A 25,435-nucleotide genomic window follows, 5' to 3' on the forward strand; every position below is an offset into this window, starting at 1 on the left:
TTCCTATACCATGACCCGCGTCCTGTATCTCCTCCTCTTTCTCAGCCTGCGCCTGGAAGCGCCGGCGCAGGAATTGGCGGAAGTGCGCGAATCGCCTTCCACGGAGGTATACGACCTGCTGCGCGATCACAATGGCCACATCTGGGTGGCGCACAACAGCGGCCTGAGCCGCTACGACGGGCGCAGCTTCGTGGATTACGGCAACCCGCTGCAGAACGGCCGCGCCGTGACCGACCTTTGCGAAGACCGCCAGGGGCGCGTGTGGTGCCACAACTTCGAAGGACAGATCTACTACGTTGCGGGGCAGCGCCTGCAGCTGCTCGCCGGCTACGATTTCCGGCAGGAGCGTTTTTTCCCGCGCATCGGGGTCTTCGGCGATGAGCTCGTGGCAACATCGGTACGCGGCTTTTTCACCTGCAACACGCGCAGCCTCCGCCCTCGCTACTACCCCATGAGCGAAACCACCTCGCTCACCGTGCTCCCGCAGGGTGTGCTGATGCTGTCGCCCGGGTACGGTTTCTTTTACTACCGGCAAGGACGCATCCGCAAGCTCAAAACAAAGCTGTTCGTACGCGAGCGGGAAGACCACGTGCTCCAGCCCGAATCGTCGGGCGACACGGCCAACATGCTTGTAAATCCATCGGGCCTGATCTACCGCTTCGTGCTCCGGGACGACAGCCTCCTGGTGGTTGATTCGCTGAAGGCACCGGGCTACGTGAATGCAGTTACCGTCGATGGCAACGACTGGTGGGTTCACTGCAATGCGGTAAGCTTCAGCGCCCGGGGCCGCCGCGTGGAAGGCCGCTTTCTGACCAACGTACTTTCCAACGTGCAGGGCCATAGCTTTTGGAGCAGCCTCAAGTTCGGGTTGCTTGCCGGCCGCCGTACCGAAGCCGTGCGCGTGCCGCTCCCCTTCCTGGACGAAGGCGATTTTGTAAAATCCGTGCTGCCGCTTCCGCCCGCCGGCTACCTGCTGGGCACCCAGCAGGGAAAGCTCTATTGGATGCAGCAAGGACGCGTTCGGAGCAGGTTTTCGATCAACCCGCGCAACGGCCCGATCGAGCATATCTGGAAGCTCGAAGACGACCTGTACCTTGTTTGCGCCAACAACGGCGTTTTTCGCCTCGACCTCCGGAAGCAGCGCCTGGAGCTGATCGACAATAACGTGGTGGTCAAGGATGCGGCGATCGTAGGAAAGCGCGTTGCCCTCGCGACAACTTACGGCGTGCTCAACACCGAAACAACCGTACTGCGGGATGCGACCAACATGCGCTTCCTTATACCTACGGGGAGCAACCTGCGGCGCTGCCGCTCCGTGTGTGTCGGCCCTGAAGGCGCCTTATACGTGGCCCTCAACAAAGGCTTCTTCCGATGGTCGGACGGCGACAGCAGCGCGCTCAGCTACCAGGGAGCCCCGCTGTATGCCACGCGGCTGCGCAACTTCGCCGGCGACATTCTTGTCAGCACCTTCAACCGCGGTGTCTTCGTCCGCGACGCCGGCGGCGTTCTGCGACCGTTGCCGCTGTCGCTGGCCCGGCAGCCGAATGCCGCTCCCGATCTGCGGGTATCGGGCAATACGGCCTGGGTGCTTTACGACGATGTGATCCAGCAACTCGGCCCACAGCTCGTGGCGCGCGAGCTTGGCGATCTGCCCTTTCGCGGCTCGGAGGTTTCGGCGCTGATCGAGGAAGACAGCGGCCTGCTGGTGGCAACGGCGCAGGGGTTGTTTCATGTTCCCCGGACCCCTGTTCCTATGCCCGCCACCCATACGCTGATCGATGCGGTGCGGGTCAACGACAGCCTGCCGGGGCCGGCCGAGGGCGGCCACTTTTCGCACCGCCACAACAATGTGTCCCTCAACTTGTCCACGCCCTGGTTCGGCGGCTCCTCCCACCTCCGCTACCGCTACCGCCTCTGCACCGATGGAGGCTGCAGCTGGTTGCTCTCCGGCGAGGGACAGAACTCCTTTACGTTTGTCAACCTGGCCCCCGGCAGCTATACCTTTTCCGCCGTGGCCGTCAACGGCATCGGGGCCCCGCTGGCACCGGAGCTGTCCTACAGCTTCGTGATCGACCCGCCCTGGTGGGCCACCTGGTGGGCCCGTACCCTGGAGGTGCTGGCGCTGATGAGCATCTTCTTTTTGCTGGGCCTCTACCTGCAGCGCCGCCGCAGCCGCCGCCAGCGAACCCGCTACGAGCGCCTCCTGGCCGTGGAGCACGAGCGCCAGCGCATCTCCGCCGAGATCCACGACGACCTCGGCGCCACACTCTCCGGGGTACGCCTCCTTACCGAGCTGGCCCGCGAGAAAATGCCCCCCGGACCCCTGCAGGTCGACCTGGAAAAAATCCACCAGTCCATCTCTTCGCTCACCGAAAAAACCCGCGAGGTGATCTGGACCCTCAATACCGAGCAGGACTCCCTGGAGAGCCTCCTGTTGTACCTGCAGAAGCAGGCCCAGGCCCTTTTCGAGGGCGCCCCCACCCGCCTGCAGGTGCAGCTGCCCGTGGAGGTGCCGCCGGTGCGCGTCAGCGGCGACGTGCGCCGGCAGGTGTACCTGGCGGTGCGGGAAGCCCTCCACAACTGCCTCAAGCACTCCGGTGCCACGCTGTGCCGCCTCTCCATGACCTACGGGCCCGAAGGCCTCCGCATCGAGGTGCACGACGACGGCGCGGGCCTGCCGGCGCAGCGCAGCAGCAGCGCCTTTTCCAGCGGGATGCGCAGCATGCAGCAGCGCATGGCCTATACCGGCGGGCAGCTTCGCATCCACTCCAACCCGAAGCAGGGCACCCGCATCGAATTTATCATTCCCCTATCCCAAAACGCATGAAACCAGTAGTATCGATTGTAGAAGACAGCAAGACATTCCAGGAGGCGCTATCGCGCGTCGTATCGGAGAGCGGCAGCTTTCAGCTTGGCAAGATCTATGGCTCGGCCGAAGACGCGGCAGCCCTCCTCCAAGACCGACCCGATGTGGTGATCGTAGATATACAGCTTCCCGGCCAGAGCGGCATCGAGTTGATCCGCAGCGTACGCCGGCAGGGGGTGCCGATGCGCTTCCTGGTGTGCAGCATCCACGACGACGACGACAAGATCATGCAGGCGCTCGAGAGCGGCGCCGAAGGCTATATTCTGAAAGACAGCTCCGCCACGCAGATCCGCACGGCGCTCGAGGAATTGCTGCAGGGTGGTGCTCCGATGTCGCCGTACATTGCCCGGCGCGTCATCTCCTTCTTCCGCAAGCCGGCCGAGCTGCCACCGGCTGCCGTGCTCACCATCCGCGAGCAGGAAGTGCTCAACCTGCTTGCCGCGGGGCTGCAATACAAACAGATCGCCGATAACCTTTTCCTCAGCGTCGAAACAGTCAAAACGCACCTGCGGAACATTTACTCCAAGCTGCACGTGCAGAACAAGATGGAAGCCGTGAACAAATGGCGCAAGGGCGAGAGCTGATTGCCGGCATAAAAAAAGCCCCCGTTGCAACGGGGGCTTTTTTTATGGTTACTGGTCAAAGCTTGATGAAAGGCAGGCTTGCCTGCGCACCGCTCTGCGGATCGCTTACCACGACATAATACGCTCCCGGTCGCAGCAGGCCCACGGCGATTGTTGTGGATGCCTGGGATAGCCCGAGGCCTTTGATCAGGGGGATGCCGCGCTCGTCCCGTATTTCTACGGAAGGCGACTTACTCGTGCGCAGTTTGCACCGGCTACAAGGGCCAGGAACAACAGGCATGATAACGAACGCCTAAGCAGGTATTGAAAGGTGATGGGATGCAGGGAAAAATCAGTTTTGGATCAGCGTGCATGCAGGCGGCGCAATTCTGCGGGGGATACGCTGGGCGCTGACGCAAAGCATACTGCAACTCAGTGCAGCAGCACAAATAAGTTTCTTCATAAGCGTGGTTGCTGTTTGTTTCTGTGGACTTCCGAAATATGGATCCAAAGCGGGGCAATCGTGTTGCGCCATCTTACTCTTGTCAATCAGGGCAACAGGGGCACAACTTGAAAACGGTCATCAACCTCTTCTTGTCTTTTCGAAAGACTCTTGTCGATTTTCAACGACAAAAGTCTATGGGTTTTAAAAGACCTGTTTCAATAGGAGCCAGTCTGGTAGCCGCTTTGCGCGGAATAAGCTTTTGCAAAGCTATCCCAAAGCAATACCAAAGGCAATACCCGGTTCCGGGTATTTTTACGGAGTTTGGACCCGTAATTTTACGGGTGTGCGGGCACGGGCGTACCTTTACTTTCGACGGCACGGACAGCCAACCAATACCGCAATTATGGCCCAGCCAATGCCCGATAACCTGCAGCAAAAGATTCATGCCCGCATCGCCGAGGCACGGACAACGCTGGAACTCATTCCCGGCGTCGCGATCGTGAATGATCTTCGCGATGGCTCGGTGATCTATATGTCGCAAAAAGGCCTTAACCTTCTCGGCACAACGCTGCTGGAGCTTTCCGCAATGGGCCCTGCCTACCACGAGCGCTTCTTCAACCCGGAGCAATCATCCGAATACGTGCCCCTGATCCTGGAGCTGCTGCGGCGCAACGATCCCAACGAAACCTTTACCTTTTTCCAGCAGGTCCGTTTTGCGGCGCATCCCGGCTGGCAATGGCACCTCAGCGCGTTGCGCATCTTCGAGCAGGACGAATACGGACAGCCCGCGGCACTGCTTTGCATCAGCCAGCACCTCAACCCCGAGCGCCACTTCACACGCAAGGCCGACCGGTTGCTTGAGGAGCTTGACTTCATACACCTTCATGCGCACGTGTTTGAACGGCTCAGTGGCCGCGAGCGCGAGGTGCTGCGCCTCATGGCCGAGGGAGCTTCCAGTGCCGATATCGCCGACAAACTGCACATCTCGGTGCTTACCGCCGAAACGCACCGCAAAAATGTACGCCGCAAATTGCAGGCACAAAACAGCAACGACCTACTGCGCTACGCCCGCGCATTCGACCTGGTATAAAGCATTGCCCAACGAACCTGAACCGTCCATAAAAAAGCCCGCGACCTTGACGTCGCGGGCTTTTGCTTGTTCCATTCTGCGCGCTTAGCGTACCAGTACTACCTGGCCTGTTTTGCGGATGATCTGTCCGTTGCTGTCGCGTCCTTCCACGACCCAGGTGTAGGTCTCTGCCGGCAGCGCTGTTCCGCGGAGCGTGCCATTCCAGCCCTGGTTGATCTGGTTGCTGGCAAACAGCTCGCGGCCCATGCGGTCGTAGATGTGGAAGCTGCGGAAGGTGCTGAGGCCAACGGTGATCGGGCGCAGCACATCGTTCACGCCATCGCCATCGGGCGAGAAGGCCGTGGGAACGAAGATGTCATCGCCCTTCTGCACGCGTACCAGCAGGGTATCCACTGTAATGCAACCCGAGTTGAACGACATCTGGATGCGGTACTCCTGCTCCTGGCCCAGGGTGGCCACCGGGTACCAGAGAGCGGGGTTGCTCAGGCCGGTCGTGGGCGTCCAGCTGTAGTGCGCATTGGGCAGGTTGCGGGCATGGATCTCCGTGGGGCGGTTGGCCACAACGTCGATCGTAGCGAGACGCTGGCCCGGGAGCGGTGCTTCGATAGCGATCGTTTTGCGGATCGTGTCGTTGAGCGAAGGACAGCCATTCGGCGTTGCAATCAGTTGTACCGTGTAGGTTCCGACGTTGTTATAGATCGCGGTCGGGGATGCCTGCGTGCTCGTGCTGCCGTTACCGAAATTCCACTGGTAGTTCACCGTGCCGGCGCCGGCAGTGCCGGTACTGTTGCTGAAGGTCACAGGCGCGTTGAGGCAATAGCTGTTGAAGCTGAAGCCGGCCGTCGGCTTCTGTACAAGCGTGATGCTGATGCTGTTGCTTGCAGCGCGGGTACAGCCTTGTGCATTTGTGATATTGACGGTATAGGTGCCCGGTTGCGTGGCGTTGTAGCTGGCACCCGTTGCGCCCGCGATCGGCGTTCCGCCCAGCAGCCATTGGTACGATGTGCCGCCGCTTACCTGCAGCGGGAGTGTCGAACCCTGGCAGATCAGCGTACCGTTGGGCGCCGTGATTGTGCCCGTCGGCAGCGGATTTACGGTATAGGTAAAGATCTGCGGGCTGCCACTGCATCCATTCGCGGATGGCGTTACCGTAACCGTTGCTATTACCGGCGCTGTGCCGGCGTTGACCGCGGTAAAGGCGCCGATGTTGCCGCTGCCTGTAGCAGCAAGACCAATGGAGGGCGTGTTGTTGGTCCACGCAAACGTAGCGCCGGCAACCGCGCTGCTGAAAGCAACCGCGCTGGTCGAAGCACCTGCGCACAGCGACTGGCTTGTAACGGCAGCCGCCGCCGGGGTCGGGTTAACCGTGATCGTATAGGTCTGCGGCGTACCCGGGCAGGCGTTCGCCACCGGGTTGACCGTGATGGTAGCAGTTACCGGTGACGCGGTGCTGTTGGTCGCAACAAACGAAGGAATAGTGCCCGTTCCCGAAGCCGCGAGACCGATGGACGGCGTGTTGTTGGTCCAGGTGAACGACAGGCCCGATACGGGACCCGTGAAGGCAACCGCCGTCGTGCTCGCACCGTTGCACACGGTCTGATTCGGAATAGCGCTGATAGTAGGAGTGGGCTGGACGATTATTGTAAAGGTCACCGGGTTGCCGGTGCAGGTTTGTCCAGCATTCGTAAAGGAAGGCGTTACCGTGATCGTCGCCGTCTGTACCGTAGAAGTACTGTTCGTGGCGGTGAAGGCGCCGATGCTTCCGGTGCCGCCGGCAGGAACCCCGATCGAAGGATTGCTGTTCGTCCAAGTGAACACCGTGCCCGTTACCGGGCCGCTGAAGTCGATCGCTGCTACCGTAGTGCCGGCGCAGGCCGTGCGATTTCCAATAGCATCCGCCGTCGGCGTCGGGTTGACGTTGATGGTAAAGGTCGCCGGGATGCCGGCACAGCCATTTGCCGAAGGTGTTACGGTAACCGTGGCGGTTTGCACCGTAGAACTACTGTTCACCGCGGTGAAGGAGGCAATGTTGCCGCTGCCGGTCGCGGCGAGGCCGATCGAGCTGTTGGAGTTCGTCCAGCTATAGGTGCTGCCGCTTACCGGTCCGCTGAAGTTGACGGCTGCCGTCGGCGAGCCGGTACACAGCACCTGGTTGGCAACCGCGTTCACCGACGGGCTCGGGTTGACCGTGATCGTAAAGGTCACCGGCGTGCCGGCGCAACTTTGTCCACCGTTGGTATAGGTGGGCGTCACCGTGATCGTTGCGCTGATGGGCGCGCTCGTTGTATTGGTTGCGGTGAACGAAGGAATATTGCCGCTGCCCGATGCCGCAAGACCAATGGCCGTGTTGCTGTTGGTCCAGGCAAAGGTGCTTCCGGGCACCGCGCCGCTGAAGTTGACGGCGGTCGTTGCGGCCCCGTTACAAACCGCCTGGCTGGCTACGGGATTTACCGTTGCCGTGGGATTGACGGTAAAGCTGAAGGTCTTCTGCGTGCCGGCGCATTGCAGCGAAGCGGTCGTGAACTGGCCCAGCGCGATCGGCGCCGTTCCCACGGCGACGCTGCTCACCGCGTTGGTTGCCGCATTGATGACCGACACGTTATTGCTGTTGCGGTTGGCGACATACACGGTGCTGCCGTCGGGCGATACCGCCACGCCATAGGGGAAGCTTCCCACCGTGATGGAAGCCGTCAGCGCATTCGTCGTGGTATTGATCACCGACACATTGTTGTTGCCGCTGTTGCTGACATAAAGTTTCGAGCCGTCGGGCGACACGGCAACGCCTAGGGGGTTGGCGCCTACGGGAATCGTGGCGACGACGCTGTTGGAGGCGCTGCTGATCACCGACACCGAGGCCGATCCGTTGTTGACGACATACACTTTCGAGCCGTCAGCGCTGAGCGTTACACCCTGCGGGAAGTTGCCCACGCTGATGTTGCTCACGACAGCGTTGCTCGCGGTATTGATCACAACGAGCTTGCCGGGGCTTGTAGACGAGGCTACGTACAAACGCGCGCCATCGGCCGACACAGCCATGCCTTCGGGCTGTGTTACGTTGGTCATAAACGTCGACACGTTGCTGGCCGCATTGATCCACGAGACGGCATTGTCGGTCCATCCATTCACATACACGCGCGTGCCGTCGGGCGAGGCCACGAGTCCGTGCGGCGCATTGTAGGGCGAAGTACCGGTGACGGTATTCGTGGTGGTACTGATCACCGACACGGAGTTGCCGCCGGTGTTCGACACATATACTTTACTGCGATCAGGAAGCACGGCTACGCCAAAGGGGTTTGCGCCCACCGTGATGGGACTGCCAACAACGGCACCCGTTGCCAGGTCGATCATGCTCACGGTTCCGGAGCTGTTGTTCGGTACATAGGCGCGGCCGCTGAGTGTCGCCTGCGGTGTTACCGTAATGGTGGCGGTTACGGGCGCGCTGCCGTTGTTGACGGCGGCAAAGGGCGCGATGTCGCCGGTGCCGGCCGCCGCCAGGCCGATCGAGGTATTGTTGTTGACCCAGCTGTACGCCGTGTTGGCCACCGCGCCGCTGAAGGACACGTTGGCGGATGTTGCGCCGTTGCACAGCACCTGGCTCGCTACGTTGTTGACCGTGGGTGTGGGATTGACGGTGATGCTGAACGAAGCCGGCGTGCCGGGGCAGCTGCTGCCGCCATTGGTATACGTCGGCGTTACGATGATGAGTGCCGTTACCGGCGCCGTCCCGTTATTCACGGCCGGGAAGGAGGCGATATCGCCCGAGCCGCTGGCCGCAAGACCGATAGACGTCGTGTTGTTGGTCCAGCCGTACACCGTGCCGGGCACGGCGCCGCTGAAGGTTACGGCCGTTGTCGGCGCGCCGTTGCACAGGTTCTGGCTGGCGATCGCGTTGACCGTCGGCGCGGGGTTGACGCTTACCGTTACAGGTCCTCCGTTGGCAACGCATCCGTTTGAGGTCACCGCTACCGTAAACGTGCCGGCCGCCGATACAGTGATGCTGCTCGTCGTGGCGCCATTCGACCACAGGTAGCTGGCGCCGGGCGTTGCCGGGGCGGAAAGCGTCACGCTGCCGCCAGTGCAAATTGTCGTGGGCCCCGAGGCCGTGATCGTTGCCGTCACCGGCGGGTTGATCGTGACAGTCGCAGTTGAAGTCACCTGTGGGCAAACGCCGGATGCGGAAATCGTATAGGTAATCGTATAGGTGCCGGGCGTCGAGGCCGCGATGTCGACGGCACCCGTTGTCGCATTGATTGACAGGCCCGTTGTTGACGAGTACGTGCCACCCGATGTACCCGAGAAGGTCGGCGTCGCCGTTCCGGGTCCGCTGCAATAGGGCGAGCCGCTGTAGGAGAAAGAAGCCGTCGGTTGCGGACTGACCGTGATGGTAAAAGTTTTGGGTTGCGCAGGACAGAAGCCGGCATTGGCGCCCATGTTCACGGTGATCGTAGCCGTGACGTTCGCCGCGCTGTTATTCGTGGCGGTGAAGGCGGGGATGTTGCCGGTGCCGCTGGCTGCCAGGCCGATACCCGGGCTGTTGTTGGTCCAGGTAAATCCCGAGCCATTCGTGCCGCTGAAGGTGACGGCCGATGTATTGCTGCCGCCGCAAACCGTTTGGCTTCCGGGCTGCGTGATGCTGGCCGCGGACTGGATGGTCACCGATGCCGTGGTACTGACCAACCCACAACCATTGCCGGGCGGGATCGTGTAGGTAATTGTATACGTGCCCGCCGTTGAAGCAGCGAGGTTGATCACGCCGGTTGTGCTGTTGATGCTGAGACCCGGTGTAGAACTGTACGTACCGCCGGCCGTGCCCGTAAGTGTCGGCGTTGCCGTTCCGGTGGCGCAGAAAGGCGATCCGCTGTACGAAATGGTCGCCGAAGGCTGCGGGTTCACCGTGATGCTGAAGCTGCGCGCAGTGCCCGGGCAGCTGTTGGCCGTCGGCGAGACGCTGATGCTAGCCGTCTGTGCCGTGCTGCCTGCGTTCACGCCGGTAAACGAAGCGATATCGCCCGTGCCGCTCGCAGCAAGCCCGATCGAGCTGTTGTTGTTGGTCCAGCTATAGGTGGTTCCTGCCACGGCGCCACTGAATACCACGGCAGCCGTGGAGCCGCCGGCGCAAAGCGCCTGGTTGCCCGGCGTGTTGACGGTGGGCGATGGCTTCACGGTAATAGTAAATGTATTGGAGTTGCCCACGCACGTGAAGCCGTTGTTGGTATAGGAGGGCGTCACCGTAAACAGGCCCGAGATATTGGTCGTGCCGCTGTTGGTGCCGGTAAAGCTCAGGCCGCTGCCCGAGCCCGTTGCGGGCGTTCCGATGGCGGGGTTGCTGTTGGTCCAGCTGTAGTCGGCGCCGGGCACGTTTCCACCGTTGGAGATCGACAGGCCGATGCCCTGGTCGTTGCAGATCGAAGTCGAGAAGCCGGCGTTGTTCCAGGAGGGCTTCGGGTTCACGGTGAAGGTGAAGGTCTTCGGCGTGCCGTCGCAGGTATACGTGGCCGACAGGAAGTTGCCAAGACCCGTAGGCTTGGTGCCGGCTGGGTACGTCGTCAGCACGGCATTCGTTGCCGTGTTGATCACGGAAACGCTGTTGGAATTCTGGTTGGTCACAAACAGGCGGGAGCCGTCGGGTGATACCGATAAGCCAAGCGGATAGCTGCCGACCGGGATCGTCGCCGTAACCGTGTTGGTAGCGGCGCTGATGACGCTGACCGTGTTGCTGCCGGAGTTGGCGACATAGATCTTGCTGCCGTTGGACGACAGCGCTACACCGAGCGGGTTCGCACCCACGCTGATGTTGGTCACAAGCGTAAAGGTCGCCGCATCTATCACCGAAACCGTGTTGGAGTTGATGTTGCTGGCATACACATAGCGGCCGTCGGGCGACACGGCAACGCCATAGGTATTGTTGCCGAGCGTCAGCTCCGTCTTCGCATTGGTAGCCGTGTTGATCATCGCCAGCTTGCCCGGGCTTGTCGACGAAGCCACGTAGAGCTTGCTGCCATCGGGCGACACCGCCATGCCTTCGGGGTTGGTTACGTTGGTCATGAAGGTCGACGTGGTGGGTGTAGCCGTGGGGATGTAGGAAACGGCGCTGCCCGTCCAGCCGTTCACGTACACGCGGCTTCCGTCGGGGGAGGCCACGAGGCCGTGCGGCGCATCAAAGGGTGAGTTCTGGTTGATCGAGTTCGTCGCCGTCGTGATCACTTCGACCCGGTTGCCCGTGACGGTCGATACAAACACCTTGCTGCGGTCGGGGAGCACGGCCACCGCGTAGGGCTCGCCGGCGGTGGGAATCGTGGCCACCGTAGTGCTGGTGGCGATGTTGATCACCGACACGGAGTTGGCGCCGTTGTTCGGCACATAAGCGAAGCCTTGCAGCCCCGCGCCTACGGGGGTAACGGTGACGGTGGAGGAGATCGGAGCCGTCGTGCCATTGGTCGCGGTAAAGGAGGCGATGTTGCCGCTGCCGCTGGCCGCGAGGCCGGTGCCGGTGTTGTTGTTCGTCCAGGTATACGAGCCGCCGGTGCCGGTAAAGGTGGCCAGCGTGGTCGTGGCGCCGGCGCAGGCCGTGGCATCGAGCGGCTGGTTGACGCTGGCGGCCCCGTTGAGCACGATGGCGGCCGTAGTGCTGTAGGCCGGGCAGGCACCGGTAGCCGGGACCGTGTAGGTGACGACGTAGGAGCCTGCGCTGCTGGCAGCGAGGATCACCAAACCGGATGTGGCGTCGATCGTGAGCCCGGCACCCGATGAAAAGGTACCGCCGGTCGTGCCGCTGAAGGTGACGGGAGCGGCACCACTGAGGCAGTACGAGGCAGCGCCGTAGCTGATGCTGGCTGCGGGCGCGGTTGTAATGCTGATGTTGCTGCCGTTGTCGGTTCCGGTCGTGGCCGGTGTGCTGGCCACGACGCGCACGCGGTAGCCCGAGCCGCTTGCCGTTGCCGCCGGCAAGGTAGCCGTGATCGTGCCGCCCGTGCTGCCCGATAGCGTCCCGATGCTAACGGGGCTCGCAAAGGAGCCGGCGGCATCACTGAGCTGCGCGGTGAAAACGTTGCCGGCGGTATAGGTTCCGCTAACGGTAAAAGGCACCGACACCGCGCTGCCGCTGCAGAACGAGGATGCCGGCAGGCTGCCGGTGCTGATAGTCGCAGGGCTGCTGATGGTAAATGTATTGGTAGTGGATACGGTGCTGTATAGTCCCTGGCTGTTGGCGTAGCCATTCACGGTATGGCTCCCGATGGAGAAGTCGGAAGTTGGCGTGAAGCTGAAGTTCCCGGCGGCGTCGACGCTGACGGAGCCGGCGAGCGCGCCGTCGATATAAATATCCACCGACGTATTGGCCGCGGCCGTGCCCGTCACAAGCGGGCGCACGTTCGTCGTGCTGCTTCCGTTGGCCGGGGTCAGTATAGCAGGTGCTGCCAGAAGCGGCATGGCGCCCGACAGCGTTGTAGAGAGGCCGGAGCTTCCGGCGGTAGCACCGTAGGGGCTGCCGCCCGGTGCGGCCGGATCGGGCTGGCTGCCGCTGCTCCCGGCCACGGTAGAAGTCGCGGTAGGTGCGGCCGTACCGCTTCCTTTCTGGAAAAGAATCCAGCCGCCACCGCCGCCGCCGCCAGGGCCCACGTCAAAGTTGTTGGTCGAGCCGCCAACACCGCCAATAGCCTGTATGTTTCCTGCAGTGGCGGCGCCTACGACGCGCAGGTAGATCGTCCCCCCGGCACCGCCGCCACTTCCCCCGAAATTCGATGTCGACGCGGCCGAGCCGCTGGCCAGGTACGTACCTGCGCCCGAAAGAGCGCTGGCCCGCACAAACAAAACGCCGCCTCCGGCGCCGCCGGCGACATCGGCACTATGGCCAGCTGCGCCGCCACCGCCCAGAAAAAGGTGGTTGTAGTCGCTGGCGGATATCGATGCGCCACCGAGGCCGCCCACCGGTCGGCTGCCGTCGGTTCCGAGGTCGCTGTTGCCACCCTGGCCACCGGCGCCGCGGTTACCACCACCGGCTCCGCCAGACAGATAGCAAACGCCGCCACCGGCACCGTTAGCATAATTGCCGCGGCCCGTAGAGGATACGCCATAAAATAAATTCGCAATGCCTTCGCCCCGCTGCGCGCCCATGGGACCGGCCTCGCTGAGCGAGCCACAGCCCATGCTGAACGTCGGATCGTCTACGCCCTGCCCGGCGCGGAAGCCACGACCGCGCACGTCGACGGAGCCGTTGTTTGTGAGCGTGCCGTTTACCAGGAAAGCCACGATGCCGCCGGTGCTGCCATTCCAGGCTATTGCCGAAATGGAGCGTCCTGCGTTGATCGTAACATTGGTATACTCCGGCACACGGATAACCTGCGTTACCGAAGCCGTGTAGCTGTTGGAAAAAGAAGAGGCGAGACTGAGGCTGTTGGCCGCCACGGCCGTAACGCGCGAAAGCTCCCAGCGCCCGACCGGGCTGGCCGTAAGGTCGATGCTGCTGGCCGAGCCAACAACGGCACCGGTATACCCGGTCGCCTGCCAGATCATTACCAGGTCGCCCGCGGCGAAGCCGGTCGTGGAATTCACCGACACCGACGTGGAGCCAGCGCTGATATCGGCAGTAACTGCCGTGTACACGTTGACCACGAGGCCCGTGCTGCTGACGGTAAGGGCGCCGTCGCGCCCCGTGCCGACACCATAAATATCAATGCCGGCTTGAGCGTTCAGGCACAGGAAGGCACACAGGCCGATCAGGAAGGTCCGCATAAGAAGTGTTTTGGTTGGGGCACAAGGGCCCGCTACAAAATAAAGCATTTACTGATTTCCGGATGGCTTGCCTTGAACGGCACAGTAGGGCACGATTGTTTTACCTCATCTGGCTAAACGACCAGCACCATGAACCGCTTAGCAGGCAAAGTAGCCATCGTCACCGGCGGCGCCACCGGTATCGGCGAAGCCATCTCCCGCAAATTCGCCCGCGAGGGTGCTACCGTCATCGTCAACGGCTACCCCGAAGACCCGGTGAACGACGTGGTCCGCGACATCCTCCAGGAAAGCGGCGTCGCCTCCGCTTTTATCGGCGACGTGTCGCAGGAAGGCGTGGCCATGGCCTGCGTGCAGTATGCCGTGAGCACCTACGGCAAGCTCGATATCCTCATTAACAACGCCGGTGTATTCCCGGTGATGGAGCTCGTGGAGAATTACCCGCTCGAAGCCTTCGACTACCTCATAAAGAACAACATCCGCACGGCCTACCTCATGACGCGCTATGCCGTTCCGGAGCTTCGCAAAACGAAAGGCTGCATCGTGTCGGCCGGCTCCGAGGCGGGGTTCCTCGGCCTCGGCGAGAACGCGGTGTACGGCGGCACCAAAGGATTTATCCATGCCTTCACCCGCGGCGTGGCCGTAGAGCAGGCCCAGCACGGCGTGCGCGCCAACTGCGTGTGCCCGGGTGGTATCGATACGGCCTGGACCCATAAGGAGACCGGCCCGATGAAAGCGAAGCACGAGCAGATGATCATCAGCGGTACGCCGATGGGCCGCCGCGGCACGCCCGAGGAGATCGCCAACGCCTACCTGTTCCTGGCTTCCGATGAAGCCTCCTACGTTACGGGTGCCCTCTTCTCCGTCGACGGTGGCATCACCATCGGCAAAGGACCCGTTGGGCTCGACGCCAAAGACATGGCGGAAGAAGTGCCGAAGGGCGAGATCGAGCTGCACCACAGCATGGACGGCGCCACGAATATGCTCCGCGGCCGCACACCCGAAGTGGGCCAGCAGGCACCGTAGAAAAAGTCGGAAGCCGGACGTGGAAAGTCGGAGCCATCGGTTCCCGCAACCTTCCAAAACCCTTCAAAACCTTCCAAAACCTCTCAAAACCTTTTCGCATGTCGAAGCCGTTATTTACCAGCAAGTCGTCTACGATACACAAGGTGGACTACAACGAGTCGGAGAAAACGATGGAGATCGAGTTCCGCAGCGGCAATGTGTACCGGTACTACAACGTGCCGCCCCGCATGTGGAAAGTGTTCCAGCTCTATATCGAATGCGAGGGGTCCGCAGGCTCCTTCTTCAACGAGTATGTGAAGAACCAGTTTACCAGCGAGCGCGTAAAAACAGGCTCGGGGGAAGAGCCGGAATAATACCCGAAGGTTTTTTAGGTGCTGGTGGTTCTGATGGTTTTTCAAGTTCTCAAGGCAGCCGGACAGGGTGAGTTGCCGCCTGCCAGGCATCTCTCCATTACCACATCACCACATTACCACATCAGCCCATTACCCCATTCATACTCATGGAAGGTCCCAGCCTCGTGATATTGAAAGAGCAGGCCCGGAAGTTCGTGGGCAAGCCGGTGCTGTCGGCCACGGGGGCGGCGCGTATCGACTTCGACCGCATTACAGGCCAGAAGCTGCGGCGCCTCGAGGCTTGGGGCAAGCACTTCCTGATGGTATTTGACGACTGCTACATCCGGATCCACTACCTGATGTTCGGCAACTACTATATCGACAGCCAGCATTACAACCCCGAAAAGGTCGCCAAGCTCTCGCTGCAGTTCCGCAACGGCGAATGGAACAACTACAACTGCGCCGTCAAGATCCTCGAAGGCACCGACGTCGATGCGGCTTACGACTTCAGCCGCGACCTGATGAGCGACACCTGGAACCCGGCCCTTACGCTGAAGCGCCTCAAGGCCCATCCCGACCTGCTCGTGTGCGATGCCCTGCTCGACCAGCAGCTCTTCTCCGGGCTGGGCAACATCATGAAAAACGAGATCCTGTACCGCACGCGCATTCATCCCGAAAGCCGCGTGGGTGCGCTTCCCGCCAAAAAGCTCAAAGAGCTCGTTGCCGAGGCCCGCGTCTACGCCTTCGACTTCCTTCGCTGGAAAAAAGAAGGGGCGCTGAAGCGTCACTGGGAAGCGCATACGAAAAAGACCTGCCCGTCCTGTGGGGGTCCGCTCACGAAAAGGCATACAGGCCGTACGCCGCGCCGCAGCTTCTTTTGCGAGCACTGCCAGAAGATGTACAGTTAGTTGGGGGTTTGGCGTTTGGTGTTTTCGGTTTTGGGTTTTGGGTTTTCGGTTTGGGTTGGCAGTTGGCCTCTCTCGAATCGCGGTGGGCCATGTACCCGAATCCATCCTCTACTCCTGGCTAAAAAAACAGGCAGCACAAAAAAGGCCGTTCCTTGCGGAACGGCCTTGCCAGAACAAAAGGGAGAAACGTCTTTTACAGTTTCACGATCGTTCGAACGATAGAGACACCGCTCACCGGGTCGGCAAACTGCACGGCATAAGTGCCGGGACGCAGGCTGCTCATGTCTACGCTGATGTTTTCGCTGCTGTAGCGGCGTGCCGGCAGCAGGATCGTTCCATACTGGTCGCGCACCAGCACATCGAGCTGGCGGGCCGTGCCCGAGTACTGAACGCGGAGCGTACCGGTCGTGGGGTTCGGACCGGCTACGAGCGACAGGTCGAGCGCGCTGCGGGCGTCAACGCTGCCATAGCCGCCGGCCTGCGCCGTACAGTTGTTGATGCCGATCACGAAGCTCGTGGAAGCACCAAGGCACTTGTTGTAGCTCGGGGTAACGGTGACCGTCGTGCTGCCCACGGTGCTGCCGGTGGTAAACGCAGGAATCAGATTCGTGCCTTTGCGCATCGGCATACCGGAAAGCGCGCTGCTCGTGCTCCAGATGTAGCTCGTGCCCGATACAGGACCGCTGAAGGTTACCGGGTTGGTAACGACGCCGCGGCAATAGAACTGGTCGGCTACAGCGTTAACTGCCGGTATGGGGTAGATCGTATAGCGGAAGGCCATCAGGTGGAAATCGCAGCCCGTGCCGCCGGCGGCTTTTACATTCACCTGCGCGAGCGCGGTGCTGTTGCCGTTGTTGATTGCCGTGAACGAAGGGATGTTGCCACTGCCCGAAGCTGCCAGGCCAACGGCCGGGTTCAGGTTGTTCCAGGAATAAGAGAGGCCTTCGATGGGGCTGCTGAAATTGATCGCCGCGGTAGCTGCGCCCGCGCAGGCCGTTTGGTTACCGACGCTGGTGATTCCGGTCGAGGAAGCTACCTGCGGGCGGATGGCCACCTGGGCCGTTGCCGTGAGGCCGCCTCCGTACGTATAGGTTGCGGTATGGATGCCCGTGCTGGAAGCGGCAACGTCAACCGCGCCGGTCGTGGCATCGATCACGAGGCCGCCGTCGCCGCTGTAGGTGCCGCCGGCAGGGTAACTGTTTGTCGGAGTGCCGCTGCCCGAGGTGCCGCAAAACGGCGACCCGGCGTAGTTGAAGCTGACAATGGTAAGGTTCAGCGTCGCTTCCGGAACGGGTCCCACAGGAAATGCGCTCGACATCCGGAACGAATAAGTCGCGCTCTGGGCACTCGCGGTCGGTCGAAGAATCCATTCCAGCTCGTAGGCGTTGATTTGGCCACCTACCGTCTGGAACGTAAACATGGCAGGGCCGCCGGCATCGACGATACGGCCCGCGTTCGGCAATCCGGCCGACGAAAGCTGGATGGTCGTGGCCGTGTTGCTGGCCACATTCGGGCTGGTCGTCAACACGAAATCATTTGAAGCATTGCTGGAAACGGACGTCCACGTACCGTTCCGGGGATCCAAATACTGGAGATCCGTAGGCAACGTCATGGACTGCGGCGTCCCGGTGCTTCCGGGATCGCTGTTCTGGACGGAGAAATTGAACCGGAGACGCATGTTCTGCCCGGGCGCGGCAGTGATGCTGGCAGGCGTGTTTTCATTGGCGAACCAGCTGGCGGTGGTCTCGTTGCCATCGTCTTTACGCCAGCGGTAGGAATTGCCCGACACCAACGTGCCTAAGGCGAATGCCGAGGAGGCGCTCAGCGCACACAAAAGGATAAGTGCAATTTTTCTCATGAGTGTTTGTTTTGGGGGTTTGGTTTACGAAATAGTAAAATACGGTTACAGGTCAGGAGGAGGATGCCGATAAAGACGGCGAAGTAGCGGTGGCTTGGCGGCGCATCGGTATTCGGTTGCAGCGTGGCGGCGTGCACGGCGGGGGCGCGTCCGTCGAAGCGGGCGGCGATGTCGCCCGAGGCGCGGATGATGCCGCCGTCGCCCATGTTGATGTTCACGAGGACGTCCTTACGGTTTTCGACGGCGCGGATGCGGCATTGATTGAAGTGCCCGTACGGAACGTAGCTGTCGGCAAACCACGCATCGTTGCCCAGTACCGCCATCCAGGCGGCGCTATCGGCGGCGCGGTCGCGGGCGGGTGCGGGTATCGCGGCTTCGTTGCACAGCAGCAGGCCGGCCTTACCCCAGGGCGAGGCCACGGGCCGGCCGGCTCCCGCCCGAAAGCGTGTGCCCGAGCCCGTTTGAAAGGGCAGCACGAAACCGCCGATAAAGGGCCGCTCGGCGCCGGCCAGGAGCTCCTGCTTGTCGTAGCGCCCCAGCAGGCTTCCCGACGGAGCCAGCAGGTATAGCGAGTTGCCGGGTAGCGTGTCGGAGGCGCTTCCGTCCGAGGACATGCCGAGGAGCGTATAGCTGCGCGCCGCGCCGCCGGCCCGCATGGCTTTGGTTAGCTCGCCGATAAAGTCGTCGTCCGGGCGGTAGCTCCAGGGCACGGTGGTTTCGGTCCAGGCGGCAAGGTCGGGATGGAGCGCCGCTGCCTGCCGGTTGAGGGCAAGCAGGTGCTGCACCAGGCGGTTGCCGTTTTGCGGGTCCCAGCTGAGGTCGGTGGAAAGCGCGGGCTGTACCAGGGCAACATCCACCAGCGGCCGGCCTGCGGCTTTGTCTTCGGCGCCGCGGAGCATCCACCAGCCGGCCGCGAGTTGCAGCAGCAGGATTGCCGGCGCCGCGACCATCGAGCGCCAGCGGCGCGTGTACCAGGCAACGGCGAGGAGGTAGGCGGGAAAGACGAGTAAGAAGGTAAGCGCAAACACGCCGCCGGTAGCAGCGGGTTGTACGAGAAGGATGTTTTGCCCGAGCGCGGAGCCCCAGGAGTAGGCCAGGAACGGCACGGCGCTGAACAGCCAGGCGCGTCCCCATTCAAAAAGCACCCAGACGGCCGCGAAAAGCGCCCCGTTGCGCCAATGGATTGCCGTGCCCTGCCCGCGGTTGCGCAGCAAGGCAAAGAGCACGAACTGCAGTGCGAAGAAGGGCGCCATCAGTGTCCATGAGGCCACGTAGCACCCGATCGCCATCAGCCAGTTGCCGCCGGTGTATTGCAGCAGCGCAGGCAGCATCCAGTAATTCAGCAGCATCGCCACGCCGGTCATGTAACCGATCCCCGTCCACAATACCTGGCGCAGGTTTGTAGCCTGCAGAACCAGGTAGGCCACGCAAGCGACGGAAAAAAGGGCCGGCACATACTGAACGCGCGCTACGGCCACAACGTTGCACAATACAGCCCCAAGCAGTGGCAGCCAGAACCGGCGCAGGAAGCGGATTCCCGTCCACGCGCTGTTGGATGCGGGACGCTCATTTTGCTGGGAACCTGGGGCCGGTGCCATAAGCAGGGTACGCCGCGGCCGAGGCCGCGTAAGGGGGCTTTGTGTTTTGGTAATACGGGACAATTGGTAAAGGGAATTCGGGGTAAATGCTTAACCGCAACAAATATAATTGTCCCTGCGCCATTTTGAATAGCGCTGTAAAGATTCCGTAGAACTACGATGCTAGTCAGGAAAACCAGGCGGCGATCATCATCGACAGGGCGCCTACAAAAAGGCCGCTGTACACTTCCGCCGCGTTGTGCTCGCCCGACAAGAGGCGCGCCGTGCAGATAAGTCCCGTCAGCAGCAGTCCTACCGACAGGTAGAAGCCCCAGGCAAAGGGAGAGCCGAGCGCCAGCACGAAGAGGAAGGTAAGCCCCGTGCCCGCCGCGAGGGCGTGCATCGAGATCTTGAGCCAGGCGTTGAGAATAAGGCCGCCGCTCGAAGCGAGGAACACACCCAGCGCGAAAGCCGCCAGCGGCGCCGGGAAGGAGCCCTGCTTGTGCAGCACATACCACATCCAGAAATAATAAATGCCGCAGCCCACGTAGGGGATGATGCGGTCTTTCTGCGACTTGAGGCGGATCGAATCCACGAAGCCGAGCCCCTTGGCCAGCAGCACCGTCACCAGCGGGAAGAGAATGTACATGAGCCCGAAGGAAAACGAGATGCGCGTTTTGATCACCGGGTCGATGGCAATGGTCATCGGGCTTTCCCACAGCGTGAACAGCAGGATGTATACCGGGATGAACAGCGGATGCAGCACCACGGAGATGAATTCGGCAGCCGCACGGAGCGCAGGATGAAACTGGGTAGCAGGTGTGTTGACGGGGGTCATGAAGGAGGCAAAGGTAGCGAAGGAGGGAAGATTACCTGAATACTTGAATACATGATTACATGAATGTTGAGGGGGAGGGATTATTTCTCCCCTCCCGTACTCATGTATTCATGTATTCATTGTCCCCCCTTCTCACAACTCCTTCCGAAGCCTTGCGACCGGGATGTTGAGTTGCTCGCGGTATTTGGCTACCGTGCGGCGGGCGATGTTGTATCCTTTTTCCTGCAGCAGCTCGGTGAGGCGCTCATCGGAGAGCGGCTTTTTCTTGCTCTCGCCTTCGATAAGGTCGCTGAGGATCTTTTTCACCTCGCGTGTCGACACTTCCTCGCCCGAGTCGGTCATGAGCGACTCCGAGAAGAAGAACTTGAGGCGGTAGGTACCGAATTCGGTCTGAACGAACTTGGAGTTGGCCACGCGGCTGACGGTGGAAATATCGAGGCCCGTTTTTTCGGCGATGTCTTTCAGGATCATCGGGCGCAGCGTTGTTTCGTCGCCGGTCATGAAGAATTCCTGCTGGTGGTTCATGATGGCGGTCATCGTGCTGAGGAGCGTATGCTGGCGCTGCTTGATGGCGTCAATGAACCACTTGGCGGCGTCGATCTTTTGCTTGATGAAGAGCACCGCTTCCTTCTGGCGGCGGTCTTTCTTGGTGCCGCGGTCGTACTCCTTGAGCATGTCGCGGTAGCCTTCGGAGATGCGCAGCTCGGGGGCGTTCTTGGAGTTGAGCGTGAGCTCCAGCTTTCCGGCGTTGTTGTAGATAAAGAAGTCGGGCACCACGTAGCTCTCGGCCTTGTTCACCTCGCCCACGTTGCCACCGGGCTTCGGGTTCAGCTTGGTGATCTGTGTCATCACCTCCTTGAGACCTTCGTCGCTGAGATTGAGCCCGCGCTGGATCTTTTCGTAGTGCTTCTTCGTAAACTCGTCGAAGTAGCGGGTGAGGGCCTGGATGGCGATCTCCACCTCCTTGCCTTCGACCTTCTGGCGGTTCAATTGGAGGATAAGGCATTCCTGCAGCGTGCGTGCGGCCACTCCGGGCGGGTCGAAGTTCTGGATCCGCTTGATGAGGCCTTCGACTTCCTCGTCGGAGGTCATTACGTTCTGGCGGAAGGCGAGGTCGTCCACGATGGCCGACGTTTCGCGGCGCAGGTAACCGTCTTCGTCGATGGAGCCGATGATCTGCTCGGCGATCTTGTACTGGCGGTCATCGAGGTTGAGCATACCGAGCTGCGCTTCGAGCTGCTCGTAAAAAGACGTTTCGACGCGGTAGGGCAGGGTGGTCTTCTCTTCCTGCTCGCCGTAGTTGTCGTCGCGCATTTTATAGTCGGCGATGTCGTCGTCGCCTTCGCTCACGTAGTCGGAGATGTCGATATTCTCGTAGGGGTCGTCGGCCGAGTCGCCCTCATCGCTGTAGTCGTCTTCGCCGGAGGCGAATTCGTCGGGCGTCTCGTCGCCCTCGAATCCTTCGTCGGCGAGCTCCAGGGCGGGGTTCTCTTCGAGCTCCTCCTTGATGCGATCGTCCAGGATGGCGGTGGGCACCTGCAGCAGTTTCATTAATTGAATCTGCTGGGGCGACAGCTTTTGTAACAGCTTTTGTTGTAAACTCTGATTCAGGCTCATAATCCTCGGTTTCTGCGGTGTGCCGCGTCACATAATCACGCCGTAAATTTACACCAAATCATCCGGGATGACGAAGCGGTGGACCGGCTTAGGTTTGTTGTTGTTTTTTTGTCAGGTAAGCCGGGCGCAGCTGGGAAAGCAGCGCCCCGACTCGGTTGCTCCCATATCTATAAAAACGGTGCCACCTGATTATTATACCCGCCGGCTCTCCTTTTTCTGCCGCACGGAAATCATCCTGCAAAAGGCAACGGGGCGGCCGCTTTTCCTCCGCCTGGGCAGCAAGGAATATGTAGATTATTTGGAACAGAAACCCGGAGCGAGAAGGTTTTGAAGGCGGAAGCCGGAATCAGGACCTGCTCGCTGAGCCGCGTCATTGCGTTGCCGCGCATCGCGCAACTTCAAACTCCAAACGGCAAACCCCAAACACTTCCGACTTCCGACTTCCCTACTTATCCAACGGCATCGGCCGGCCCGGCAGCCAGGGCATCTCCGGCACCTGCGCGGGCTCGCGGTAGTAGTTGAGCCGCAGGGTGTCGTTCCAGCCGTTGGGGTTGCGCTCAAAGCTCTTGGAGCTGAAGTAAAGCGATCCCTGGATCGTGGGGTACTTGCGCAGCAGCTCGATCTGCCGAGGCAGCTGGTCCTTCTGCTTCCAGGAGGGATTGTTCTCGTAATAGCGGTAGATGCCGTGGCCGATGTACACGTGGCGGCCGTAGCTGTGCTTCGCCCACCAGTCGACCAGCGTGGTATAGTCGGCCTTTCCGAAGCCGATCTCCCAGTACAATTGCGGCGTTACATAGTCGATCCAGCCCTTGCGCAGCCACAACAGGATGTCGGCGTAGAGGTCGTCGTAGTTCGTTTGGCCCGCCTGCGTGGCCGAGCCGTCGGGATCCTGGCTCGCATTGCGCCAGACGCCGAAGGGCGAGATCCCGAATTTCACCCAGGGCTTGGCTTCCTTGATGGCGCGTCCGATCCGCGTGATGATCGAATCGGTATTGCTCCGGCGCCAGGCGCCCTTTTCCATCCCGTTTCCATACTTCCGGTACGAGACGCTATCGGGAAATTCCTTCCCGGCAATGCGGTAGGGGTAGAAATAATCGTCCATATGAATGGCGTCGATGTCGTAGCGGCCCACGATGTCCTTCACCACGTCGACCACCCACTGCTGGGCTTCGGGGTTGCCGGGGTCGAAGTAGCGGGTGCCGCCATAATCGAGAAACCATTCGGGGTGCTGCCGCGTGATATGGCCCGGTGCGATCGAGGATTTGGCGATCGAGAAGGTAGCGCGGTAGGGGTTGAGCCAGGCGTGGTATTCCATCCCGCGCTTGTGGGCTTCTTCCACACCAAAGGCAACGGGATCCCAAAGCGGGAGCGGCGCGCGGCCCTGCTGGCCGGTAAGCCACTGGCTCCAGGGCTCGTAGGGCGAGGGGTAAAAGGCGTCGGCGGCGGGGCGGATCTGCACAATGGCGGCGTTCATGCCGTTGGCCTTGTGGAGGTCGAGCTGGCGCCGGAAGTCGGCCTGCTGCGAGTCGACGTTGTACTGCCCGCGCGGGGGCCAGTCGATATTATCCACTGAGGCGATCCAGACGCCGCGAAACTCCCGGTAGGGCGCGCCCGTGGCCAGGCTGTCCTTCGAAGGCAGGCTGTCGCGGAAGGAGTGCTTTACTGGAGCGCTCCCGGGAATGTGGGTAAAGCCGGAAAAGAAGGATGCGAAGAAGAGGGAAAAGAATATGTTTTTCATGGACGGAAGGAAAGATTCGTAAACGTTCGGGGTGGTTCTAAGGGTTGTGAAGGTAAAAAACGACGCGCGTTTAGCAGAGCTCCGTTAAAAGCGGAAATTACGCCGGCCCGCAATCCGGGCCGCAACGGATTAGGTCAATTAACATTTTGCGTCGTTAAGTGCGCATGCGGTCGAGCATTTCGTTGAGCTGCTCGGCTTCGTCATCGCTGAGGTTGCGCATGATGTGCTGCACCGGGTCGGTGCGCTTGTCGAGCTTCTGAAGTAGCGCGAGGCCCTTCGGACTGATGGTGACATCGACGAGGCGCTTGTCTTTGGGACAGGTGCTTTTCTGCACGAGCTCTTTGGCCAGCAGCCGGTCCACGATGCGGCTTGTGTCGCTCATCTTGTCGAGCATGCGCTCGCGGATCTGCAGCGTGGAAAGCGGCTGCGGCATGGCGCCGCGGAGGATGCGCAGGATGTTGAACTGCTGGTGCGTGATGTCTTCCGCCGCCAGGAAATTCTTGATCTGCTCCATCACCCACCCGTATGTATACAGGAGATTGATCATCGCCTTCTGGCGGGCGTTGACGAAGCGCGTCTGCTGAATGTCTTGCTCGATGCCCATAGTCTGAAATAAAGGTAAGTTGGGGCCAAACAAGGAAGTGATAAAGTCGGAAGTGATGAAGTCGGAAGTACGTGAGCGGTGAGCGGGTGAGCGGGTGAGCCGCCATCGGGTGAGCAGTGAGCGGGTCAGGGCCGTCTGCGGCTCCGCCGGTGGCGAAGGAAGCAATCGGGGATCAATCGCTTCCGACTTCCCTGCTTCCGACCTGCATACTTTACTTCTCCCAGACCTTCACGCCTTCGGAGCAATTCGCGCAGATGTCGATATTCTGCCGGCTCTTGAGCACCTCGCTGCGGAAGCGCTGGTACTCGCCGCTGCGCCAGATAGCGGCGAAGGGCTGCTGGCGGAGATGACCGAGGCGGTGCTGCGCGTCCTTGTCGAAGCAGCAGGGCACCACGGCGCCGTCCCAGGTAATAACGGGGTCGTGCCAGAGGCGCCAGCAGTGGTTGGCGTTGTTGCCCTTGAACTCCATCTTTCCATCCGTATTTCTACGGTAGCGGCTGTATTTGCCGTTCTGCGGAATCAACCCGTTGGGATCATTTTCGTAATCGTACACCTGCGCGGTCTTGAGCCACACATCGTCCACGCCGATCTCTTTGGCTAGTTGCTTCACATCCTCCACCTCGTGCTCGTTGTGACGCACCACGAGAAACTGGAAAATGAGAAACGGCGTTTTGCTTTTGAGCTCCTTCTTCCACTTCACGATGTTGCGCGCGCCCTCGAGCACTTTGTCGAGACGGCCGCCGACGCGGTACTGCTGGTAGGTTTCCTGCGTGGTGCCGTCGATGGAGATGATGAGGCGGTCGAGGCCGCTCTCCACGGTGCGGCGGGCCACGTCGTCTTTGAGGTAGTGCGCGTTCGTGGAGGTGGCGGTATAGATCTTCTTCTCCGATGCATAGCGCACCATCTCGAGGAAATCGGGGTTGAGAAAGGGCTCGCCCTGGAAGTAGAATACGAGGTAGCTGAGATCGGGCGCGAGGGAGTCGATCGTCTCGCTGAAGAAATCCTTTTTCAGCATCCCCGTGGGGCGCGTGAACGCACGCAGGCCCGACGGGCATTCGGGGCAGCGCAGGTTGCAGCTGGTGGTGGGCTCGAAGGAGATCGAGATGGGCATGCCCCAATGAATGGTACGGCCCGTCCAGCGGCTCAGGTAGTACGAGCTGTACACCTTCGTCATATTCCAAACGCGGCGCAGCGTCAGCTTGGAAAGGAAGTTGCGGCTATCGGTGAAATTGAAGGGCATGGCGGC

Annotated in this window: 14 protein-coding genes; 6 read left to right on the forward strand and 8 right to left on the reverse strand. The window is 61.0% G+C overall.

Annotated elements, in window-relative coordinates; genetic code table 11:
- Window positions 1-10 precede the first annotated feature (10 nt).
- The 3 genes from ACYU7Z_RS11135 to ACYU7Z_RS11145 all read left to right on the forward strand — a co-directional run bounded on the left by ACYU7Z_RS11135 (window position 11) and on the right by ACYU7Z_RS11145 (window position 4,964).
- Entirely contained in the window at window positions 11-2,827 is a 2,817-nt protein-coding gene (locus ACYU7Z_RS11135; protein ID WP_460570417.1) for a sensor histidine kinase, read from the forward strand.
- Window positions 2,824-3,450 carry a response regulator transcription factor gene (locus ACYU7Z_RS11140; protein WP_460570419.1) on the forward strand — a complete coding sequence of 209 codons (627 nt, stop codon included), beginning with the start codon at window positions 2,824-2,826 and terminating at the stop codon, window positions 3,448-3,450. The genes ACYU7Z_RS11135 and ACYU7Z_RS11140 overlap by 4 nt, the downstream gene beginning before the upstream one ends.
- Window positions 3,451-4,277: 827 nt before the next feature.
- A complete protein-coding gene (locus ACYU7Z_RS11145; RefSeq protein WP_460570421.1) occupies window positions 4,278-4,964 on the forward strand; it encodes a response regulator transcription factor in 687 nt (228 codons plus the stop codon).
- A gap of 84 nt (window positions 4,965-5,048) precedes the next feature.
- Here ACYU7Z_RS11145 and agmC read toward each other — a convergent pair whose 3' ends face one another.
- Window positions 5,049-13,694, reverse strand: a complete 8,646-nt coding sequence (gene agmC / locus ACYU7Z_RS11150; protein ID WP_460570423.1) for an adventurous gliding motility protein AgmC — start codon at window positions 13,692-13,694, stop codon at window positions 5,049-5,051.
- Between the two features lie 129 nt (window positions 13,695-13,823).
- On the opposite strand from agmC, the gene ACYU7Z_RS11155 reads away from it, so the two are divergent.
- From ACYU7Z_RS11155 to ACYU7Z_RS11165, 3 genes are all read left to right on the forward strand, one after another.
- Entirely contained in the window at window positions 13,824-14,717 is an 894-nt protein-coding gene (locus ACYU7Z_RS11155) for an SDR family NAD(P)-dependent oxidoreductase (RefSeq protein ID WP_460570425.1), read from the forward strand.
- A gap of 98 nt (window positions 14,718-14,815) precedes the next feature.
- The gene (locus ACYU7Z_RS11160; RefSeq protein WP_460570427.1) at window positions 14,816-15,070 is read left to right on the forward strand and encodes a KTSC domain-containing protein; all 255 of its coding nucleotides are present in this window, start codon (window positions 14,816-14,818) and stop codon (window positions 15,068-15,070) included.
- Window positions 15,071-15,216: 146 nt separating this feature from the next.
- The gene (locus ACYU7Z_RS11165) at window positions 15,217-15,957 is read left to right on the forward strand and encodes a DNA-formamidopyrimidine glycosylase family protein (protein WP_460570429.1); all 741 of its coding nucleotides are present in this window, start codon (window positions 15,217-15,219) and stop codon (window positions 15,955-15,957) included.
- Window positions 15,958-16,150: 193 nt separating this feature from the next.
- On the opposite strand, the gene ACYU7Z_RS11170 is transcribed toward ACYU7Z_RS11165, so the two are convergent.
- The 7 genes from ACYU7Z_RS11170 to ACYU7Z_RS11200 all read right to left on the reverse strand — a co-directional run bounded on the left by ACYU7Z_RS11170 (window position 16,151) and on the right by ACYU7Z_RS11200 (window position 25,429).
- A complete protein-coding gene (locus ACYU7Z_RS11170) occupies window positions 16,151-17,815 on the reverse strand; it encodes a hypothetical protein (RefSeq protein ID WP_460570431.1) in 1,665 nt (554 codons plus the stop codon).
- Complete coding sequence (gene lnt / locus ACYU7Z_RS11175) at window positions 17,812-19,413, reverse strand: apolipoprotein N-acyltransferase (RefSeq protein ID WP_460570433.1); 1,602 nt, start codon at window positions 19,411-19,413, stop codon at window positions 17,812-17,814. The genes ACYU7Z_RS11170 and lnt overlap by 4 nt, the downstream gene beginning before the upstream one ends.
- Before the next feature lie 166 nt (window positions 19,414-19,579).
- On the reverse strand, window positions 19,580-20,230 hold the full coding sequence (locus ACYU7Z_RS11180; RefSeq protein WP_460570435.1) for a hypothetical protein: 651 nt from the start codon (window positions 20,228-20,230) through the stop codon (window positions 19,580-19,582).
- A gap of 132 nt (window positions 20,231-20,362) precedes the next feature.
- Window positions 20,363-21,847 (reverse strand): RNA polymerase factor sigma-54, encoded by a 1,485-nt coding sequence (rpoN, locus tag ACYU7Z_RS11185; protein ID WP_460570437.1) that lies wholly within the window; start codon window positions 21,845-21,847, stop codon window positions 20,363-20,365.
- A 445-nt stretch (window positions 21,848-22,292) separates the two neighbouring features.
- The gene (locus tag ACYU7Z_RS11190) at window positions 22,293-23,585 is read right to left on the reverse strand and encodes a glycoside hydrolase family 10 protein (protein WP_460570439.1); all 1,293 of its coding nucleotides are present in this window, start codon (window positions 23,583-23,585) and stop codon (window positions 22,293-22,295) included.
- A gap of 154 nt (window positions 23,586-23,739) precedes the next feature.
- Window positions 23,740-24,189 carry a MarR family winged helix-turn-helix transcriptional regulator gene (locus ACYU7Z_RS11195; RefSeq protein WP_460570441.1) on the reverse strand — a complete coding sequence of 150 codons (450 nt, stop codon included), beginning with the start codon at window positions 24,187-24,189 and terminating at the stop codon, window positions 23,740-23,742.
- Between the two features lie 211 nt (window positions 24,190-24,400).
- A complete protein-coding gene (locus ACYU7Z_RS11200; RefSeq protein WP_460570443.1) occupies window positions 24,401-25,429 on the reverse strand; it encodes a radical SAM/SPASM domain-containing protein in 1,029 nt (342 codons plus the stop codon).
- Window positions 25,430-25,435: the final 6 nt, after the last annotated feature.

The organism is Flaviaestuariibacter terrae (assembly GCF_054777635.1).

What these genes read in the sequence shown, in the direction of transcription:
- ACYU7Z_RS11135 (WP_460570417.1), top strand. Translation starts at nt 11, where the DNA reads ATGACCCGCGTCCTGTATCTCCTCCTCTTTCTCAGCCTGCGCCTGGAA.
- ACYU7Z_RS11200 (WP_460570443.1), bottom strand. Translation starts at nt 25,429, where the DNA reads ATGCCCTTCAATTTCACCGATAGCCGCAACTTCCTTTCCAAGCTGACG.
- ACYU7Z_RS11180 (WP_460570435.1), bottom strand. Translation starts at nt 20,230, where the DNA reads ATGACCCCCGTCAACACACCTGCTACCCAGTTTCATCCTGCGCTCCGT.
- ACYU7Z_RS11170 (WP_460570431.1), bottom strand. Translation starts at nt 17,815, where the DNA reads ATGAGAAAAATTGCACTTATCCTTTTGTGTGCGCTGAGCGCCTCCTCG.
- ACYU7Z_RS11190 (WP_460570439.1), bottom strand. Translation starts at nt 23,585, where the DNA reads ATGAAAAACATATTCTTTTCCCTCTTCTTCGCATCCTTCTTTTCCGGC.
- lnt (WP_460570433.1), bottom strand. Translation starts at nt 19,413, where the DNA reads ATGGCACCGGCCCCAGGTTCCCAGCAAAATGAGCGTCCCGCATCCAAC.
- ACYU7Z_RS11140 (WP_460570419.1), top strand. Translation starts at nt 2,824, where the DNA reads ATGAAACCAGTAGTATCGATTGTAGAAGACAGCAAGACATTCCAGGAG.
- ACYU7Z_RS11160 (WP_460570427.1), top strand. Translation starts at nt 14,816, where the DNA reads ATGTCGAAGCCGTTATTTACCAGCAAGTCGTCTACGATACACAAGGTG.
- rpoN (WP_460570437.1), bottom strand. Translation starts at nt 21,847, where the DNA reads ATGAGCCTGAATCAGAGTTTACAACAAAAGCTGTTACAAAAGCTGTCG.
- ACYU7Z_RS11155 (WP_460570425.1), top strand. Translation starts at nt 13,824, where the DNA reads ATGAACCGCTTAGCAGGCAAAGTAGCCATCGTCACCGGCGGCGCCACC.
- ACYU7Z_RS11165 (WP_460570429.1), top strand. Translation starts at nt 15,217, where the DNA reads ATGGAAGGTCCCAGCCTCGTGATATTGAAAGAGCAGGCCCGGAAGTTC.
- ACYU7Z_RS11145 (WP_460570421.1), top strand. Translation starts at nt 4,278, where the DNA reads ATGGCCCAGCCAATGCCCGATAACCTGCAGCAAAAGATTCATGCCCGC.
- ACYU7Z_RS11195 (WP_460570441.1), bottom strand. Translation starts at nt 24,189, where the DNA reads ATGGGCATCGAGCAAGACATTCAGCAGACGCGCTTCGTCAACGCCCGC.
- agmC (WP_460570423.1), bottom strand. Translation starts at nt 13,694, where the DNA reads ATGCGGACCTTCCTGATCGGCCTGTGTGCCTTCCTGTGCCTGAACGCT.